Origin of the sequence: Helicobacter salomonis (assembly GCF_900197775.1) — a bacterium.
Taxonomy (GTDB): Bacteria; Campylobacterota; Campylobacteria; order Campylobacterales; family Helicobacteraceae; genus Helicobacter; species Helicobacter salomonis.
In genome coordinates, this window is the sequence record NZ_FZMA01000014.1 from 22,330 (window position 1) to 37,365 (window position 15,036).

19 protein-coding genes and 1 tRNA gene are annotated in these 15,036 nt (G+C 45.4%); 5 read left to right on the forward strand and 15 right to left on the reverse strand.

From position 1 onward, the window contains the following. Nucleotides 1–34 precede the first annotated feature (34 nt). Complete coding sequence (locus tag C6H04_RS02825; protein ID WP_104732272.1) at nt 35–973, reverse strand: LPP20 family lipoprotein; 939 nt, start codon at nt 971–973, stop codon at nt 35–37. A 222-nt stretch (nt 974–1,195) separates the two neighbouring features. Here C6H04_RS02825 and C6H04_RS07900 point away from each other — a divergent pair. From C6H04_RS07900 to C6H04_RS02845, 5 genes are all read left to right on the forward strand, one after another. Continuing rightward, a tRNA-Sec gene (locus tag C6H04_RS07900) sits at nt 1,196–1,290 on the forward strand. A 21-nt stretch (nt 1,291–1,311) separates the two neighbouring features. Beyond that, nucleotides 1,312–2,151 (forward strand): biotin synthase, encoded by an 840-nt coding sequence (locus tag C6H04_RS02830; RefSeq protein WP_104696096.1) that lies wholly within the window; start codon nt 1,312–1,314, stop codon nt 2,149–2,151. Then, nucleotides 2,151–2,996, forward strand: a complete 846-nt coding sequence (locus tag C6H04_RS02835; RefSeq protein ID WP_104732273.1) for a YihY family inner membrane protein — start codon at nt 2,151–2,153, stop codon at nt 2,994–2,996. The genes C6H04_RS02830 and C6H04_RS02835 overlap by 1 nt, the downstream gene beginning before the upstream one ends. A gap of 59 nt (nt 2,997–3,055) precedes the next feature. Then, nucleotides 3,056–4,156, forward strand: a complete 1,101-nt coding sequence (locus tag C6H04_RS02840; RefSeq protein WP_104732274.1) for an NAD(P)-dependent alcohol dehydrogenase — start codon at nt 3,056–3,058, stop codon at nt 4,154–4,156. Continuing rightward, nucleotides 4,156–5,280: an NAD(P)/FAD-dependent oxidoreductase gene (locus tag C6H04_RS02845; protein WP_104696093.1), complete on the forward strand. Its 1,125-nt coding sequence runs from the start codon at nt 4,156–4,158 to the stop codon at nt 5,278–5,280. The genes C6H04_RS02840 and C6H04_RS02845 overlap by 1 nt, the downstream gene beginning before the upstream one ends. A 98-nt stretch (nt 5,281–5,378) precedes the next feature. Here C6H04_RS02845 and C6H04_RS08265 read toward each other — a convergent pair whose 3' ends face one another. The 14 genes from C6H04_RS08265 to C6H04_RS02910 all read right to left on the reverse strand — a co-directional run bounded on the left by C6H04_RS08265 (nt 5,379) and on the right by C6H04_RS02910 (nt 15,034). Continuing rightward, nucleotides 5,379–5,513, reverse strand: coding sequence for a hypothetical protein (locus C6H04_RS08265; RefSeq protein WP_267892225.1), 135 nt, complete (start codon nt 5,511–5,513; stop codon nt 5,379–5,381). A 111-nt stretch (nt 5,514–5,624) separates the two neighbouring features. Further along, entirely contained in the window at nt 5,625–6,359 is a 735-nt protein-coding gene (ung, locus tag C6H04_RS02850; RefSeq protein WP_104696092.1) for a uracil-DNA glycosylase, read from the reverse strand. A gap of 69 nt (nt 6,360–6,428) precedes the next feature. Then, nucleotides 6,429–7,196 (reverse strand): 4-hydroxy-tetrahydrodipicolinate reductase, encoded by a 768-nt coding sequence (dapB, locus tag C6H04_RS02855; RefSeq protein WP_104696091.1) that lies wholly within the window; start codon nt 7,194–7,196, stop codon nt 6,429–6,431. Next, complete coding sequence (gene trxB, locus C6H04_RS02860; RefSeq protein WP_104696090.1) at nt 7,193–8,131, reverse strand: thioredoxin-disulfide reductase; 939 nt, start codon at nt 8,129–8,131, stop codon at nt 7,193–7,195. Before trxB ends, dapB begins: the two co-directional genes overlap by 4 nt. Further along, complete coding sequence (gene trxA / locus C6H04_RS02865; RefSeq protein WP_104696089.1) at nt 8,128–8,445, reverse strand: thioredoxin; 318 nt, start codon at nt 8,443–8,445, stop codon at nt 8,128–8,130. The genes trxB and trxA overlap by 4 nt, the downstream gene beginning before the upstream one ends. A gap of 65 nt (nt 8,446–8,510) precedes the next feature. Beyond that, on the reverse strand, nt 8,511–8,849 hold the full coding sequence (locus C6H04_RS02870) for a YraN family protein (RefSeq protein WP_104696088.1): 339 nt from the start codon (nt 8,847–8,849) through the stop codon (nt 8,511–8,513). Continuing rightward, the gene (locus C6H04_RS02875) at nt 8,836–10,038 is read right to left on the reverse strand and encodes a homoserine dehydrogenase (protein ID WP_104732275.1); all 1,203 of its coding nucleotides are present in this window, start codon (nt 10,036–10,038) and stop codon (nt 8,836–8,838) included. Before C6H04_RS02875 ends, C6H04_RS02870 begins: the two co-directional genes overlap by 14 nt. Before the next feature lie 19 nt (nt 10,039–10,057). Beyond that, nucleotides 10,058–10,561, reverse strand: a complete 504-nt coding sequence (locus C6H04_RS02880; RefSeq protein WP_104696086.1) for an FKBP-type peptidyl-prolyl cis-trans isomerase — start codon at nt 10,559–10,561, stop codon at nt 10,058–10,060. 11 nt (nt 10,562–10,572) lie between these two features. Continuing rightward, a complete protein-coding gene (locus tag C6H04_RS02885; protein ID WP_104732276.1) occupies nt 10,573–11,544 on the reverse strand; it encodes a tetratricopeptide repeat protein in 972 nt (323 codons plus the stop codon). Further along, nucleotides 11,544–12,089, reverse strand: a complete 546-nt coding sequence (locus tag C6H04_RS02890) for an OmpA family protein (RefSeq protein WP_104696084.1) — start codon at nt 12,087–12,089, stop codon at nt 11,544–11,546. Before C6H04_RS02890 ends, C6H04_RS02885 begins: the two co-directional genes overlap by 1 nt. Nucleotides 12,090–12,151: 62 nt before the next feature. Beyond that, nucleotides 12,152–13,399 carry a Tol-Pal system protein TolB gene (gene tolB / locus C6H04_RS02895; RefSeq protein WP_104696083.1) on the reverse strand — a complete coding sequence of 416 codons (1,248 nt, stop codon included), beginning with the start codon at nt 13,397–13,399 and terminating at the stop codon, nt 12,152–12,154. Continuing rightward, on the reverse strand, nt 13,399–14,088 hold the full coding sequence (locus tag C6H04_RS02900) for a TonB C-terminal domain-containing protein (RefSeq protein WP_104732277.1): 690 nt from the start codon (nt 14,086–14,088) through the stop codon (nt 13,399–13,401). The genes tolB and C6H04_RS02900 overlap by 1 nt, the downstream gene beginning before the upstream one ends. Further along, complete coding sequence (locus C6H04_RS02905; RefSeq protein ID WP_104732278.1) at nt 14,088–14,489, reverse strand: ExbD/TolR family protein; 402 nt, start codon at nt 14,487–14,489, stop codon at nt 14,088–14,090. Before C6H04_RS02905 ends, C6H04_RS02900 begins: the two co-directional genes overlap by 1 nt. A gap of 2 nt (nt 14,490–14,491) precedes the next feature. Further along, nucleotides 14,492–15,034: a MotA/TolQ/ExbB proton channel family protein gene (locus C6H04_RS02910; RefSeq protein WP_104696080.1), complete on the reverse strand. Its 543-nt coding sequence runs from the start codon at nt 15,032–15,034 to the stop codon at nt 14,492–14,494. Between the last annotated feature and the right edge of the window lie 2 nt (nt 15,035–15,036).

Sequence of the window (15,036 nt, forward strand, 5' to 3'; positions counted from 1 at the left end):
CATTGCTAATAGATTTATTGGAGCGGGTAATAGACTAGAAATCTATTTTATTATTATTGACATCGGCCGTGCCCGCGCCCACACCCTGCTGGTAATTGCGTAATTGCTTAAAGGCTTGGGCTTTGATGCGCTCAATAGCGGCGCTACGATCGGGCTGATCTGCGCTCAGAGTTTTAGAGTAGACAATATTGCCCTGACAATCCTTGATATTGAGGCTGAGTCCGATGTGGAACAACCCATTAGCGGTGCTTTCATAGATTTTATTCTCAATACGGTACAAACCGGGCGCATCGGACTGCTGGATAAAGCGCGCGTACTGCCCCGTGAGGGCATCTGCAATTTCTTCATCTGAGCCAGGCGCGTAGATGAGATTTGCCTTGGGGTGGGGGCTGTTTTCCTTGATCAGCTCCTGATAGGGAGCTAAAGAGGCCACCCCGCGCCCATAAGCATTGAGGATTTCCTGCAGGGGCATGGCCTGGGAGACCGCACTCTGCAACTTCTGCATCTCCTTCAAAAATATCCCCTTACAACCCTCTTGAGGGTGCAGCGCACTGAGATTGTTATAGAGATTGCTGTAACGCTTGGCCAGCGTGTTCAAGAACATGTCCTTGTTGAGTTTGAGGCGTGTATAGCAACCATGGCGCGTGCATTCCTGCTTGTCTGTTTTAACATTGACAAACTTGATCGAATCCACAACTAGACGAATATCTTGCGAAGAGTGCTTATCTAGGGTCTTATTATTCCGCATAGTCTGACTGGTAGTTGTAGAGGACACACTGACGACAATGCTACTAGCCAAATCGTTGAGGGCTTTTTGTTTAGCAATCTCCTTGCTCTCCCCAGAGCCATTCCCATAAAAATACGCCGAGTCACCCTTGAAATTTTCATACCAGCCAGGAGCAGAGTGAGAAGCAGCCTGGAGCATCACCGGGACTAAGACAACCAAAGAAAGTTTAAGACACCGAGCTATCATGTTTCTCCTTTTAAACACACCCCTCACAGCTCAAGCTGGGGAATTTTGGGATCACCAAAGCCCAACCACCGACAGACCCCATGGCTTTTGCTCTACGGGCTGATGCCCCAATTTCTAGGCGGGCATTATAGCATAAATTAGTGCAAGGATAGTGGTGTGTAAGCAATTCCTCAAGCAGAAATTAAACTTGTGTAGCAAGGCTTTTTGCTATACTCTCCCATGGAGAGCGAGCATGGCTGGTGCGTGCCTTGGGCTTCAAACCCAATGGGCGTTTAGGTGTCCTAAGCGCTGCAGAGTTCGATTCTTTGGCTCTCTTGCCTAATCATTGAAAGGTCTTTATGCAAGAGATTTTCCTGTGTTCCATTTCTAATGTCAGTAGCGGGGATTGCAGCGAGGATTGTGCCTACTGCACACAGAGTTCGCATCATCAGGGCAAGATTAAGCGCTACAAATATAAAAAAGTGGAGGATGTGGTTTTAGAAGCAAAACATTGGCGGAGTTTTGGGGCTTTAGGGTTTTGTTTAGTCACTTCAGGGAGGGGGTTGGATCACAAAAAATGCGACTACATTGCCAGCTTAGCACGCGCCATCAAACAAGAAGAGCCCGAGCTACACCTCATTGCATGCTGTGGTAGGGCAGATAAAGATTCTTTGACCTTTCTCAAAGAAAATGGGATTGACAGCTATAACCATAATTTGGAAACCGCACAGAGTTTTTTCCCTCAAATTTGTTCCACGCACCCATGGCAGGAGCGTTTTGAAACCTGTGAAAATGTGCTGGAAGTAGGCTTGAGCTTGTGTAGCGGAGGAATCTTTGGACTGGGTGAAACTTACCAGGAACGCATTGAAATGTTGCGTGCCTTGCAGTCCTTAACTCCAGCTACAACTCCCATTAATTTCTTCATTCCCAATCCTGCTCTACCCATTAAGCAAGATGTTCTGGATGCGCAAGAGGCCTTAGAGTGCTTGGTTTTAGCCAAAGAATTTTTACCCAAGACACGCCTGATGATTGCAGGAGGGCGAGAAGTTGTGTTTAAGGATATGCAAAAGGAAATCTTTGATTGCGGTGTGGATGCGATTGTATTGGGGGACTACTTGACCACAAAGGGTGATGCACCTGCCAAAGATTTGGACATGCTCAAAAGTTATGGATTGACGATCGCAACGACCTGCCATTAATGTGGGCCAAGTTGCGTGCGTTAATAACGCGCGCATTTGAAATAGTGGCGGGAATTTTTTACGCGTGTGAATATCTTCTGAGTCCTAAGCTCAAGAGGCACTTAGACGAGATAGCACGGATTTTCTACTACGCTTCTTCTTTGAGTTTTTACACGATTTTGTCTCTGTCTCCTATTTTGCTCTTTATGGCGCTGATTTTTGTCAGTCCTTTTTCTAAAACTTTTGAGATTGAGAGTTTTTTCTTTCCTAATAGCCCCGATTTTGTCCATGTCAGTCAGTTCTTCCTTAAGTCATTCATGCGCAATGATCGCACACTGGGGGTTGTAGAAATTGCTTTCATTGCTTTGGCGTTCTTTTTGTTTTGTGAAAACTACCGCTACATCGCTTCCCAAATTCTCAAAGCTGCTCCCAGGGATTACATCAGCTTTAGGGGAAAGAAGATTTTTGTTTTCTGGGGTTTTGGGACGGGGGTGGTTTTTTTAGTCGTATTGCCAGCCGTTGTCTTTATCAACATTCAGATACAGGCATTTATCCAAAGCATGTGGGTATTAGTTTTCTTGCGCTGGTTAGGAGCATATGTTTTCTTTGTGATCTTGTTTCTACTACCTACCAACAAGATTTTCAAACGCATGCGCCACCCCTTGCTATGGAGTCTGATTACGAGTGTGTGCTGGTCTGTGATGAAATGGGGGTTTGTCTATTATGTTCTCTACAACCGCACCTACCACGAACTCTATGGTTCGATTTCTATTCTTTGGTTCCTGATGTCCTATATCTACATTTCCTGGCTTCTCCTATTATTTGGTCTTTATGCCTGCGAGGTGTGCGAACAAGAAAACGCCTAATGCACATTCATTCAAGTGTACTATAATGACACCTCATCTTGATATGGAAGGAGTGTCTTATGATTAAAGGTTTTGCCATGTTGGAGATTGGCAAGGTTGGTATCATTGAAAAAGAGAGTTTAGAGTGTGTAGTGCCCGTGCGTAAAAGGCTTGAATGTGGACCACTGGACGCGTTAGTGCGTCCTCTAGCCGTTGCGCCTTGCACTTCTGATCTGCACACTTGTTATGAAGGGGGGATTGGGGAACGACATCATATGTTTTTAGGGCATGAGGGTGTGGGCGAGGTGTTGGAAGTGGGGGCTTTAGTGCAGGATTTTAAACCCGGTGATAAGGTGATCATCCCTGCAATCACGCCTAAGTGGAATACTTCGGGAGCACAGAGAGGTTATCCTCAGCATGAAGAAGGGCCCTTAACGGGTTGGAAATTTTCCAATTTTAAGGATGGTGTTTTTGCACAGCAAGTTCATATTAATGACGCAGATGGGAATTTAGGCCATTTGCCTGAAGATGTGGATTTTAGAGATGCGGTGATGCTTAGTGACATGGTTACCACAGGTTTTCACTGCGCAGAACAGGCGGATATTAAACCTGGGGATAGAGTGGCTGTCATTGGACTAGGTCCTGTAGGTTTAATGGCACTCGCAGGAGCCAATCTGATGGGTGCATCTGAAATTTATGCTGTGGATTGTGTGCCTTTTCGCTACGAAGTGGCGCATAAACATTATGGCGCAACCCACTATGTAGACTTCAAAAAAGCACCCTTGCAAGAGCAAATTATGGAATTTACTAAAGGCGTGGGTGTGGATAAGGTGCTTATTGCAGGGGGAGGGACTGATATTTTGAGCGATGCGTGTGATTGCGTGATCAACGGTGGTGTGGTGTCCAATGTCAATTATTTTGGATGTGGGGATTATTTGCGCATCTCGCGACTAGGATGGAATGTGGGAATGGGCCACAAAACAATCAAAGGAGGCCTCACTCCAGGAGGGCGTTATCGCATGGAGAAGCTTGCGCGCTTGTTGCAAACCAAAAAGCTCGATGTGAAGCCCATCATTACACACAGATTAGAGGGAGGGTTTGAGGAAATTGCCCAAGCCCTCGCGTGGATGAAAGACAAACCAGAGAATTTCATTAAACCTGTCGTTACAATTCAGTGGTGATGAAGATTATTGTGTTGGGAGCGGGCTATGGCTCGCTTGCTTTTTTGAAATCGTTGAGTGCGCAAGTGCGCAGGTCATGCCAGATTTGTTTAATCTCAGATTCACCTTTACATTACTTTAGCGTGCTCTTACATGAAGTGCTGGCAGGTGTCGATGGGCATTACACTTTAGAATTGAATCAAATTTTACCTTCAGAGATAGAATTGGTGCAAGATCGTGTGGTGGAAATTCAAGAAGGGCATGTCGTTGGAGAGCTGGGGACCTACGCTTATAACTATCTTATAGTGGGCTTAGGTTTTGCACGCGAGAGCTTTGGGGTACTCGGCGTTGAAGAATACACGCATGGTTTAACTAATTACGCGGGTGCGCAGGCCTCACACCAAGCTCTTTTACATGCTATCAAGGTTTTTGATCAAGCGCGCCCTTTCAATGTGGTGGTATGTGGGGGGGGGTTGAGTGGAGTGGAGCTTGTGGGAGCACTGAGCGATACACTACCTCGCCTATGTGCCCCCAAGACATACCAGCTTACCTGCGTTGAGGCGATGCCGAGCATTTTACCGATGTTTACCCCTAAATTAGTGCAAAGAGGGATCGCCTATCTGCAAAAAAAAGGAATCAAATTAGAACTAGGAGCCAAGATCCTAGAGTGCCAAAGTGGGAAGGTGCTTGTAGAGCAAGGCCAGGAGCGTAGGGAGATTCTAGCAGACTTTCTGGTATGGACTTGCGGCGTGCGCGGAAATGCAGTGATTCAGAAATCTAGCTTATTCAAGAGTCTACACAGCAGGGTAGAAGTGAATGGTTTTTTAGAACCTATGGATTTATCAGAAGAAGGGGTTTTTGTGCTGGGCGATTGCGCTCTATTGAAATCACCTGAGGGTAAATTTTACCCACCTAGCGCGCAGTTGGCGAGCCAAATGGGGACTTATTTAGGCACACATTTCGCACAGATTTTAGAGCATAAGAGACCTACAACCCCTTTTGTATTTACATCTAAGGGCCTTGTCTGTTCTCTAGGAGCACACTACGCCATCGGACATGTGGGTGGTTTTAATATCTCTGGCAAATGGTGTATTTGGGTCAAAAAATATATTGAATGGTGTTGGAAGAGAAACATAGTAACCTAGTAGCCATCTAAAAGGTACTAGTCGTTCAATGTAGTCATTTACCAAAGTAAACGGAAGGCATGCTATATTTCTCACATGGAAATTGAAGGTTTCCAAATTTACGAAAGGAGCAGACTATGAGCAACAATAGCAACAGCAATAACAGCAGGAACAGCAACAATAGCAATAACAGCAACAACAGCAACCGCAATAACAACAACAGCAACAATAGCAATAACAACAGCAACAACCAAGACTAGTTGTGCCTGCGCCCGGTCCCCGTCGCTGTGGGGGCCGGGTTTCTCTGCGTCCCCGTCTCTTTTCTATCAGATTTCTCCAAAAGCCCGTATTCTAGCGTAATTTCTCTACGATGTCAAGCCCCATTGCATGCTAATCCCCTTTTCTTGCAAAAATGCATGTGCCTTCGAAAAGACCTCGCTTCCTAGAAAAAATGGAGGTCTATGTTGTGCGAGGGGGCTTGGATGTGGAGCAGACAAGATCAGGTGCTGGGGGTTATGGACCAAAAATTTGCGCTTTTCCTGAGCTACTTTACCCAGAAAAATAAACACTAACGGACGCTCCAACTTGGAAAGTTGATTCAAAATTTGATCTGTAAAACCTTCCCAACCTAGATGCGCATGCGACTTGGCTTGGTTTTGTTCCACACTCAAAATCGCATTCAAGAGTAAGACACCCTGTTCTGCCCATGCTTGCAAATTCCCATGAGCTGGCTTTGGGATATCTAAACTTTGATGCAATTCCTGGTAAATATTTTGCAAGCTCTTAGGAATAGGGGCATGGCTAGGAACACTAAAACTCAATCCCATAGCCAATGGATATTCTTGTTTCTGGTATTCAAAAGTGCCATGGTAGGGGTCTTGGCCAAGTAACACAGTATGCAGAGATTCCAAGGGCGTGACTTCAAAGGCCTTAAAGAGTGCATTAGGTAAAGGGAATACACGCTTACGGCGTTTCTGAGCGTCTGTAATAGCCTGCATGTAGTTACGATTAAGGGCAGAAAATGAGACACCCCGCGTAAGAGGTTGGAGCAAAGAATTCCACGCGCTGGTTTCAAGACGCGCTAGGGCGTGGAATAACACGCTGATCCCTCAATACCTTTGCATGACAACACAGCTAGTAGAGTTGCACAATGTCCAGTGCCTATGCGATCACTTGTAGAGATGTTCGATTCCATAGAAACCTGGGGATTGCGCAGCAAGCCACTTGGCTGCCTCTAAGGCACCTTTGGCAAAAATACTGCGCTCTGTAACAACATGTCTTAGCTCCACATACTCTCCATCTAAGTAAAACCCTACTTCATGTTTACCCACCACATCTCCTCCCCGCACACTTGCAAAACCAATCTCGTGCTCTTGACGTTGAGCATCTCTACGCATTGCACATGCTTTCGCAAAATCCCATCCCCTTGCCTGCGCACACGCTTCACCTAAACGCAACGCACTTCCACTCGGGGCATCTTTTTTGTAACGATGGTGTGCTTCTACAATCTCAATATCTGCATGTTTTAAGGCTTGTGCTGTCAAAGAGGCTAATTTGTAAAGCGTAGCCATGCCTAGGGACATGTTAGAAGCATATAAAACAGGCACCTGCTTACCCAGATTGCGCAAATCTTGGCAAACCTGCACACTCAAACCTGTTGTTCCAGAAACCAAGGGTAAGGGATGTTTAGACAAAGCCTCTAAAAGAATAGGGAGGGCTTGTGGAAGAGAAAAATCGATCACTAGGGAGCAATGGGCTAAAAACTGCTCTAAGTCATTGGTTACAAAGGCACTCTCAGGGAGGATTTGAACCAACGCAGGGCTAAGACCCTTGCGCACAAAAACGCTAGAGAGGCATAAGTTAGGGTATTTCTTGCTCTCTTGCACAAGCAGGCGTCCCATTCTGCCTGCTCCAAAGATTCCGATGCGACAATTCAAGGATGTGCATCCAGATAAGCGATCGCAGAGAGCGCAGCTGCCGCACCATCTCCAGCCGCACACACCACCTGTTTGGGTGCTTGAGTGCGCACATCTCCAGCGGCAAATAGACCCTCCAAATTCGTTTTCATAGACAAGTCCACAAGCACATAGCCGTAGTCATCACAGGCACAGAGCATGCTCCCATCCTCTTGTTTGAGGATTTCGTTGTTGACTTCATAGCCTACAAAAATAAAAATGCCGGACACATGAAGCTCCTGTAGCTCTCCGTTCTGTGTATTTTTGAGCAAGAGGGAATTGACACCACTAGCATCGCCTCGGATTTCTTCAACCACAGTCGGAGTTAAAAACACGATCTTAGGGTTATTTCTAGCATGCTCAATGGTGATGGGCGCGGCTCTAAAATGCTCGCGCCGATGGATCAAATGCACCTTGCTGCACATTTTCGTGAGGTAAATCGCCTCCTCCAGGGCAGTATCCCCTCCTCCCAAAACGGCTACCTCCTTATTTTTGTAAAAAAAACCATCGCAAGTGGCGCAGGTACTAACCCCTCTGCCCCAAAACTCTGCCTCACCCTTGATGCCTGTACGTTTAGGGCGGCCTCCTGTGCCCAAAATTACACTTCTAGCTTCCACGCACTTCCCATCTTCCAAGTGCAGGACATAATGCTCCTCTTGTCGACTGAGGCGCACCACAGAAATCATCTCGTGTTTCAGACCAAAACGAAAACATTGCTCCTGCCAGGGCTGCATGAAATCTATACCACTTAAGATTTCTTTCACGCCTGGATAATTTTCAATCTCACTGCTCTGCGTGATCTGTCCTCCAGGCATCCCCTTTTCAAAGAGCACCACATCTTTCAAGCCCCCTCTAGTAGCATAAAGACCCGCACTTAGACCCGCAGGCCCACCTCCAATAATCGCTAAATCGATCATAGTAATTTGTCAATATGGTCTTTGAGAGCTTGCTTGGAAAGCGCGCCCACAGTCTGGTTTTGCACCGCACCATCTTTCATGTAAAGTACAGTGGGGATACTTCTCACCCCAAACTTCGCAGAAAGCTCCTCCTGTTCGTCCGTGTTGACCTTACAGACTTTAACCTTACCCTTGTATTCGCTGGCGAGCTCATCAATCACTGGGGAGAGCATTTTACAAGGCCCGCACCAGGGGGCCCAAAAATCTACCACAACTACACCACTACCTGTGACACTCTCAAAATTTTCACTGGTTAATTCAATATAATCCGCCATAATTACTCCTTAAAATTAATGAGACCGCGTATTCTATAACACCAAAGATAAAGTCCACCTTTACTCTACAGACCAATGTTTTCCAGCCATTCGATTGTGTAGTTTTGTAAAGTGCCCTGAATTAATACCGCATCGACACAATAAGGCATCGAATTAGTATAAGTTTGCAGATAGACTTGAATTGTTTTAGTGATGCGCTCCAATTTTGTAGGCGTGAGTGCGTGGATAGGGGCACCACGCTGGCAACTCTTAACTTCCACAAAGTGCAACACCCCTTCTTTAAGTGCGATAATATCAATTTCACCAAAACGGCATGCAAAATTGCGTGCTACAATTGTGTAGCCATGATCACGTAGATAAGCACAGGCTAGGTTTTCTGCTTGTAGGCCTTTATGGCGACTCATAAATGGCCAAAGCGCATGGTTTTTGTTGGCGCTTTTGGAAACTAAATAGCGCTTCTTGAATCGCAAGCTGTGTGGTAGGCTTGGTAATACAGAAGACTCTGTGATGCTCTACTTGGCAACTGGATAGTTGGATTGCATGGGCCTTGAGCGTGGTGATAATTTGGTCTAAATCCAAAGATTCTAGGCGCAAATAATAGGCTTGAGAAACCTCTAAATTTGTGTACATAAGGGTCCTTAAAGGAGGTGCAGGATTAGGATTTCTAGCCACAGTCATCAGATCGCTCACCACTGCACTAGCACTTGCCAAGCCCCCTGCACCCGCACCATAAAAGAAAGTTTCGCCCACACAATCTCCCCCCACAACCACTCCATTCATCACTCCATCCACCTGGGCTAAAAAATGGGCTTGAGGGATGAGAGTGGGGCGCACGGCTAGCATTAATCGTTGATCACAACACCGTGCGGTGGCTAAGAGTTTGAGGCGGTATCCTAGGCGTTTTGCATATTGAATATCTATGAATTCAATATGTTCAATCCCTTCCACATGGCTGAGATTAGGTTGGGTATGGAATGCTAGAGTAGCTAGAATTAAGAGTTTATGCGCACTGTCTTCTCCGCTGATGTCCAAGCTGGGATCGGCTTCTGCATAGCCCAGTGCTTGGGCTTGTTGCAGGGCTTCTTTAAAGGGAGCGCCCAGCTCCATTTGATTTAAAATAAAATTACTTGTCCCATTCAAAATCCCCGCAAGATAAAGAATTTGATTAGCCCCCAACCCGTCTTTAAGCGCCCTGATAATGGGAAGTCCACCCCCCACACTGGCTTCAAAACCAATGGCCCTCTTAGTCAAACATTGTAGGGTGTGGTAGTGTTGTGCGAGCATTGCTTTATTGGCTGTGACAAAGGCCTTATTGTTTTTAAGGGCCTGTTGCGCGATGCTAAAGGCTTCCTGCACTCCCCCCATTAATTCTACAACAATATCAATGCTTGCGTCCTCTAAGACATCCTCTACACGATCGCTAAGAGGAAAATTGAGCACGCGCTTTTTAGAAAGATCGCGTACTACTCCCTTGCGCACTTGTAAGGTGCAGCCACAGCGTTGTGTAATCCACGCGCGGTTGCGCTCTAAAATGTTGACCACCTCCATGCCCACACAGCCCAGCCCGATGATTCCAAGATTTAAAATGTGCATACAATCCTAGTAATCTTGCTTAGTGTTTACAGCCACATCCGCCCCCACAACACTGCTTAGAAGCATGGTGCACATTGGCAATCTCTTGCTCTAAAGCTTCTCTGAAACCTAGAAGTTTAATATGAAAGGTGAGGGTTTTGCCTGCCAATGGGTGATTGTAGTCTAGCATAACCATCTCGCTCCCAAAATCTTTAACGCTAACTTGCACGCTTTCCTGATTTTCCCCCTGTCCGAACAAAGTCATTCCTCTTTTTAACTCGATTCCTTCAAATTGACTTTTAGGTACCTCTTGTAAATAATCCGTGCGGTACTCTCCGTACGCTTCTTGAGGAGGAATGTCCACCACGAGCACTTCCCCAATAGTCGCTTTTTCAAGTGCTTTTTCCACACCTACGATCACCTGCCCTGCACCCACTACAAATTCTAAAGGCTTCTTTCCGATATTGGAGTCGATGACTTCTCGAGTCTGGGGGTCAATCACTTGATATTCAATGATAGCGACTTGTTTAGTCTGTGTTGTCATGGTTACCCTTATTAGTTAAGTTTAGGATTTTTATCTAAGGCTATCGAGGCTTTTTTGCCCTGTTCGCTCTCTGGATAGAGATTGGTCAATGAACGCAGAAACTTGCGGTGATTTTTTTGATCACCCAGGAACTTAAAGGCCCACGCTGTGTGCCACAGCAAAATGGGCATATATTCTGTTTTATCCTTAATGAGCGCACTTTTCTTGTAAAGGGCAATGGCGTCCTTATACTTCTTTTGCATGTAAGCAGCTTCGCCTGCCATGTAATAGTGATATGCAGATTTATAATCTATTTCCCCCAACCACGCAAAACGGGCTTGGGCTTGATCAAAACGCTTTTGACGATAGAGGTTTAAGGCTTCCTGGGCAATTTGTTGGCGTTTAGCAGGGTCTTTTTCAAAAGTTACTTCATCCTGCTCAGGAGCGGGTGTTGTCTTTCTTTGCATCGCATTCGCTTGAAGTTGGGCGAGCTCTTTAAGTTTTTTGGCATTCAGATTTGCCTGCTCCTGGATAGATGTCTGGATGGATTTTAATTTAGTTGCAAAATCCGTATTCATCCGAGTGAGCAGACTATTCATTTCATTAAGTCTTTGATCCAGTTGACTGAGTGAGTTCTTATTAGCTTCCACTTGAGATTTTAGAGTCTCTACTGAGCTTGCCTGTTCCTTGAGCACATTTTCCTGCATGCTCTGAGTTGCTTTGAGTGTTTTTAAGGTGTCGTTATAAGTATTCAAAGTGTCAGTGACTTCTTTAAGTTTAGAACCCTGACCCTCAACAAGACTCCTGAGACCATCTTGACTCTGCAAAAGAGAGTCTGCCTGGCTCTTCAAGGCTGTGATAATGCCCTCCAAATTCTTATTGCTAGATTTAAGCGCGCCCAGTTCCTGCTTGGTCGCTCCACTCTGCAAGTCAAAGGCAGAAGGCTCGCCACCACTGAGGCTTAGGGCCCCTCCTGCGACCAATAGCCAATAACGCACACACATCAATCGACGACTTTAATATCTACCCTTCTATTTTTTCGATAGCACTCTTTGGTTTTTTCTTGACAAATTGGTTTGGTTTCTCCAAAACTCACGACCTGAATCTCAGACTCGTCAATACCCTTGAGAACCAGGGCTTGCTTAACACTTAAGGCTCGCTTGTTGCCTAAAGCAAAGTTATATTCACCTGTGCCAAATTCATCTGTATTGCCCTCCAAGAGCACCTTCATTTTGTATTCCTGGATTTTCTCTGCCCCCTGATCAAGAGCATCTTGCATATCCGCACGGATGTCATACTTATCAAAATCAAAATAAACCTGACTCACGACCGTTCCACTTTCTACATGAGGGCTAGGCTCTGGAGCTGGCGTGCTTTCCTGATGTGCTTCTTCAGGCTGAACGGTCTGGTTTTGAACGGGCTGCTCACTTGGAGGTTGTATGCTCTGAGCTTGTGGAGGTTGGGGTGTTGGCCCCGCTTGCCCTTTACCACCACAACCCACAATCACTAACAAGGTGGCCAAGGCCCCAGCCACTGCCCATTTATTCATAACTCTCCTTTGAGCTCAATTTTGCAAAACAATTCCTCCATTATAGCTTTTTCTCTCTTAAACTACCAATCAAAGGACTGGATCTGCACATCCTCTAAAGGAAAGAGGTAGCTTTGATTGTAGTCTAGCAAGATAACGCCCAGGGCACTTTGCTGGGCCGCTTTTTTTAAGAACATGATGGCTTGTCCATCTCGAGAAAAGCGTGGCATTTGATTCACTCCACCTGCCGTCAAACGGCGCACATAATCACTTTTCAGTGTGATGAGATGGAGATTAAAATTGCTTTGCCCACTCGCATCGCGATCCTCACGATTCACATAGACAATATTATCACCTGAAGTGGCGACTGAATCGTTATTCTTGGAATAGAAAATGACCTGTTCTATGGGGGCATCAGCTTTGAGTTTCTTGAGATAAACATTAGGATAGCCTGCTCGATCTGAAACAAACACCATGGCCTTTTCGTGGTCGACGAAATTCCCTAGCACATCAATGCCTTGATAATTTGTCAGGCGCGTTCGAGTTTTTTTCAGTGTATCGTAGAGAAAAATATCGCTTTGACCTTCTGGGGCTAGGGTTAAGAGTAATTTTTCCCCATTCTGACTTACACTAGAGACAGCGGCCATACCACCGCTTTGGGCGATCACTTCACTGGAGCCATTGCGCAAATTGTATTTAATGATCGTAGGTTGGCGCAAATACTGCGTATAATAGATGGCACTTTGTTCCGCATCAGCCCATTTAGGGAAAACATTGAGCATTCCGTTGTTAATGATATCTTGTTGGTAGGTTAAACTATAGTCTGCAACTACAATACTAGTAACTCCAGGTTTTAGATACTTTGCAAAAACCACAAAGCGATCCATCCACGCAATAGAAGGGGCTTTGAGCGCATCGTTAATGTCAATTGCGACGCGGTGTGCGATAAAAGGATAAAGTTCCTTCTTTGTAAAAGTGTAATCTTTGACCCCCAGCACATTCTGATGGGTAATGTCGTAGAGACGCACGCTAATCTGATCTGGTTTGTCGACTCGTAGGCTGACGAGCAAGGCGATTCCTTGGTTTGCCATCGTGGTGTAATCCACATTTTCACTCTGTGCACCCACGCCAACCACTTCCACATGGTTACTGATTCTCAGATCCGAGAGCAATAGATTGTAAATTTTTGAGAGATAAGGTTCTTGCGCATTATCAAGATAACGCACTTCCACTTTGGGCAATTTTTCAATATCTTTCACAATATCCAAAGTAGCATCCACACCCAAGAGATAGGTCTGCCAACATGCTAGCAGTATCCAGAGAATGCGCATCATTGATCCTTTGTCTTGAAATTTACCTTCAGGGTGATGGAGCCCTTGGGATAGGGGGGGAATTTTTGAGTTTGCAGAGAAGCTAAGAGGTTTTCAATTTCTCGATTATAGTCTGCAAAGGGAGAGTACTCCACAATGGCAAAACTAAATTGCCCATTAGCAGAAATGGTGATCAAAGCTCCTACCGATGCGGGTTTCTTAAAACTGAGCTTCCAATGCCCATACAAAATTTTGTAAATTTCTTGAAACCAAGCTTGATACTCCTCCTGGGATATCTTTTCCTCCTTGGGAATTTGAAAGTCAATACTTTTATGCTGCAGGGTTTGGAGCTGTTCTGTAATATTGCTAAGACTATTTTGCAAGTCCTTTAGGGCTTGTTGGTGCTGATTAGAAGAGATATTTTTGAGAAATGCCTGTGTGCGCTCCAAAGCCTGAAGATGTTCTTGATTTTGGGCCTCATTAGAAACGCTAGGCTCTTTGTCTGGGATAGAGGCAAACATGCTGCTAACACCCAAATCTTGAAAAGGATTGGAGGCTGGGGTTGGCAAAGTATCCATGATTAAGGCGATGTCCATACTCTCTTGGATATGCACCTTTTGCATTTGTTTAGTAGAGAGTAGAAGAACAAAAAGGAGAGCATAGCACAAGCAAGCCAAAGCCCCTGAGCCGACGACAAGCTTTTTGTTCATCACGCACTAGTGACTAGAGAAACCTTAGCAAAACCTGCTTCTCGGATACTCTTGAGTAAGTAGATAATTTTCTCATAAGCTAGACGCTTATCTGCACGCACATAAATCGCTGTATTTTTATCATAGGAAGCTGCAAGAACGCGGAAAGCACTCGGAAAAGTGTTATAGGAATAGACTTTGTTGTGAACATAAATTTTACCTGCAAAATCCATGCGGATTTCTAAAACAGTGCCCTTTGTGGTCTGTTTATTTTTAGAACCCCTGGGAAGACTGATCTTTTCTTGGTAAGTGATCGTGGGGGTGGCAATCATCAAAATCGCCAGCAAGACAAGCATGATATCTACCAGAGGTGTGATGTTAAGTTCAGGTTTGTCCGCATCCCAGTGTTCCACTTCGAACACGATCAGCTTTCCTTAGCCACCAAAAAATCTATTTGCATCTGTACACAGACAGAAAGATCATAGACCTTGCGTTTGAGAATTAAGAAAAAAGAATAAGCCGGAATTGCAGTTAAAATGCCCGCAGCTGTAGCCACAAGTGCTTTAGAGATCACAGGAGCGATCACATCAAAGGAAACCTGTGTGCCTAAGCGTCCAAAAGCGTCTAAAATCTCTACCACCGTTCCGAATAATCCGATAAAAGGTGCCGTGGACGCGATGATACTTAGCACAACGAGTCCCGTCGTGTTCTGTTGAAGCACTTGATTTTTCCAGATCAAAAGGAGCTCTTTGGAGAAACGCTCTAGATCGAATTTCACGCTCAACAGACTCGTATTGCCTGCCATAAGGGCTTCGAGTGCGCGCCGCTCCTTGAGAATATTGGTCTTGATCGCCACATACTTGTAGAAGAATATCCACAGAGTCAAGATAAAATAAAGCGAAAGACAAAGAAGTACAGCCAGGGTAACAAACCCACTTTCGTAAATGAAATTCTGTAAGGAGGCCACGC

Bases quoted from the DNA above. Each gene is read 5' to 3' on its own strand.
- C6H04_RS02825 (WP_104732272.1), bottom strand. From the start codon at position 973: ATGATAGCTCGGTGTCTTAAACTTTCTTTGGTTGTCTTAGTCCCGGTG.
- C6H04_RS02830 (WP_104696096.1), top strand. From the start codon at position 1,312: ATGCAAGAGATTTTCCTGTGTTCCATTTCTAATGTCAGTAGCGGGGAT.
- C6H04_RS02835 (WP_104732273.1), top strand. From the start codon at position 2,151: ATGTGGGCCAAGTTGCGTGCGTTAATAACGCGCGCATTTGAAATAGTG.
- C6H04_RS02840 (WP_104732274.1), top strand. From the start codon at position 3,056: ATGATTAAAGGTTTTGCCATGTTGGAGATTGGCAAGGTTGGTATCATT.
- C6H04_RS02845 (WP_104696093.1), top strand. From the start codon at position 4,156: ATGAAGATTATTGTGTTGGGAGCGGGCTATGGCTCGCTTGCTTTTTTG.
- trxB (WP_104696090.1), bottom strand. From the start codon at position 8,131: ATGATCGATTTAGCGATTATTGGAGGTGGGCCTGCGGGTCTAAGTGCG.
- trxA (WP_104696089.1), bottom strand. From the start codon at position 8,445: ATGGCGGATTATATTGAATTAACCAGTGAAAATTTTGAGAGTGTCACA.
- C6H04_RS02870 (WP_104696088.1), bottom strand. From the start codon at position 8,849: ATGAGTCGCCATAAAGGCCTACAAGCAGAAAACCTAGCCTGTGCTTAT.
- C6H04_RS02875 (WP_104732275.1), bottom strand. From the start codon at position 10,038: ATGCACATTTTAAATCTTGGAATCATCGGGCTGGGCTGTGTGGGCATG.
- C6H04_RS02880 (WP_104696086.1), bottom strand. From the start codon at position 10,561: ATGACAACACAGACTAAACAAGTCGCTATCATTGAATATCAAGTGATT.
- C6H04_RS02885 (WP_104732276.1), bottom strand. From the start codon at position 11,544: ATGTGTGTGCGTTATTGGCTATTGGTCGCAGGAGGGGCCCTAAGCCTC.
- C6H04_RS02890 (WP_104696084.1), bottom strand. From the start codon at position 12,089: ATGAATAAATGGGCAGTGGCTGGGGCCTTGGCCACCTTGTTAGTGATT.
- tolB (WP_104696083.1), bottom strand. From the start codon at position 13,399: ATGCGCATTCTCTGGATACTGCTAGCATGTTGGCAGACCTATCTCTTG.
- C6H04_RS02900 (WP_104732277.1), bottom strand. From the start codon at position 14,088: ATGAACAAAAAGCTTGTCGTCGGCTCAGGGGCTTTGGCTTGCTTGTGC.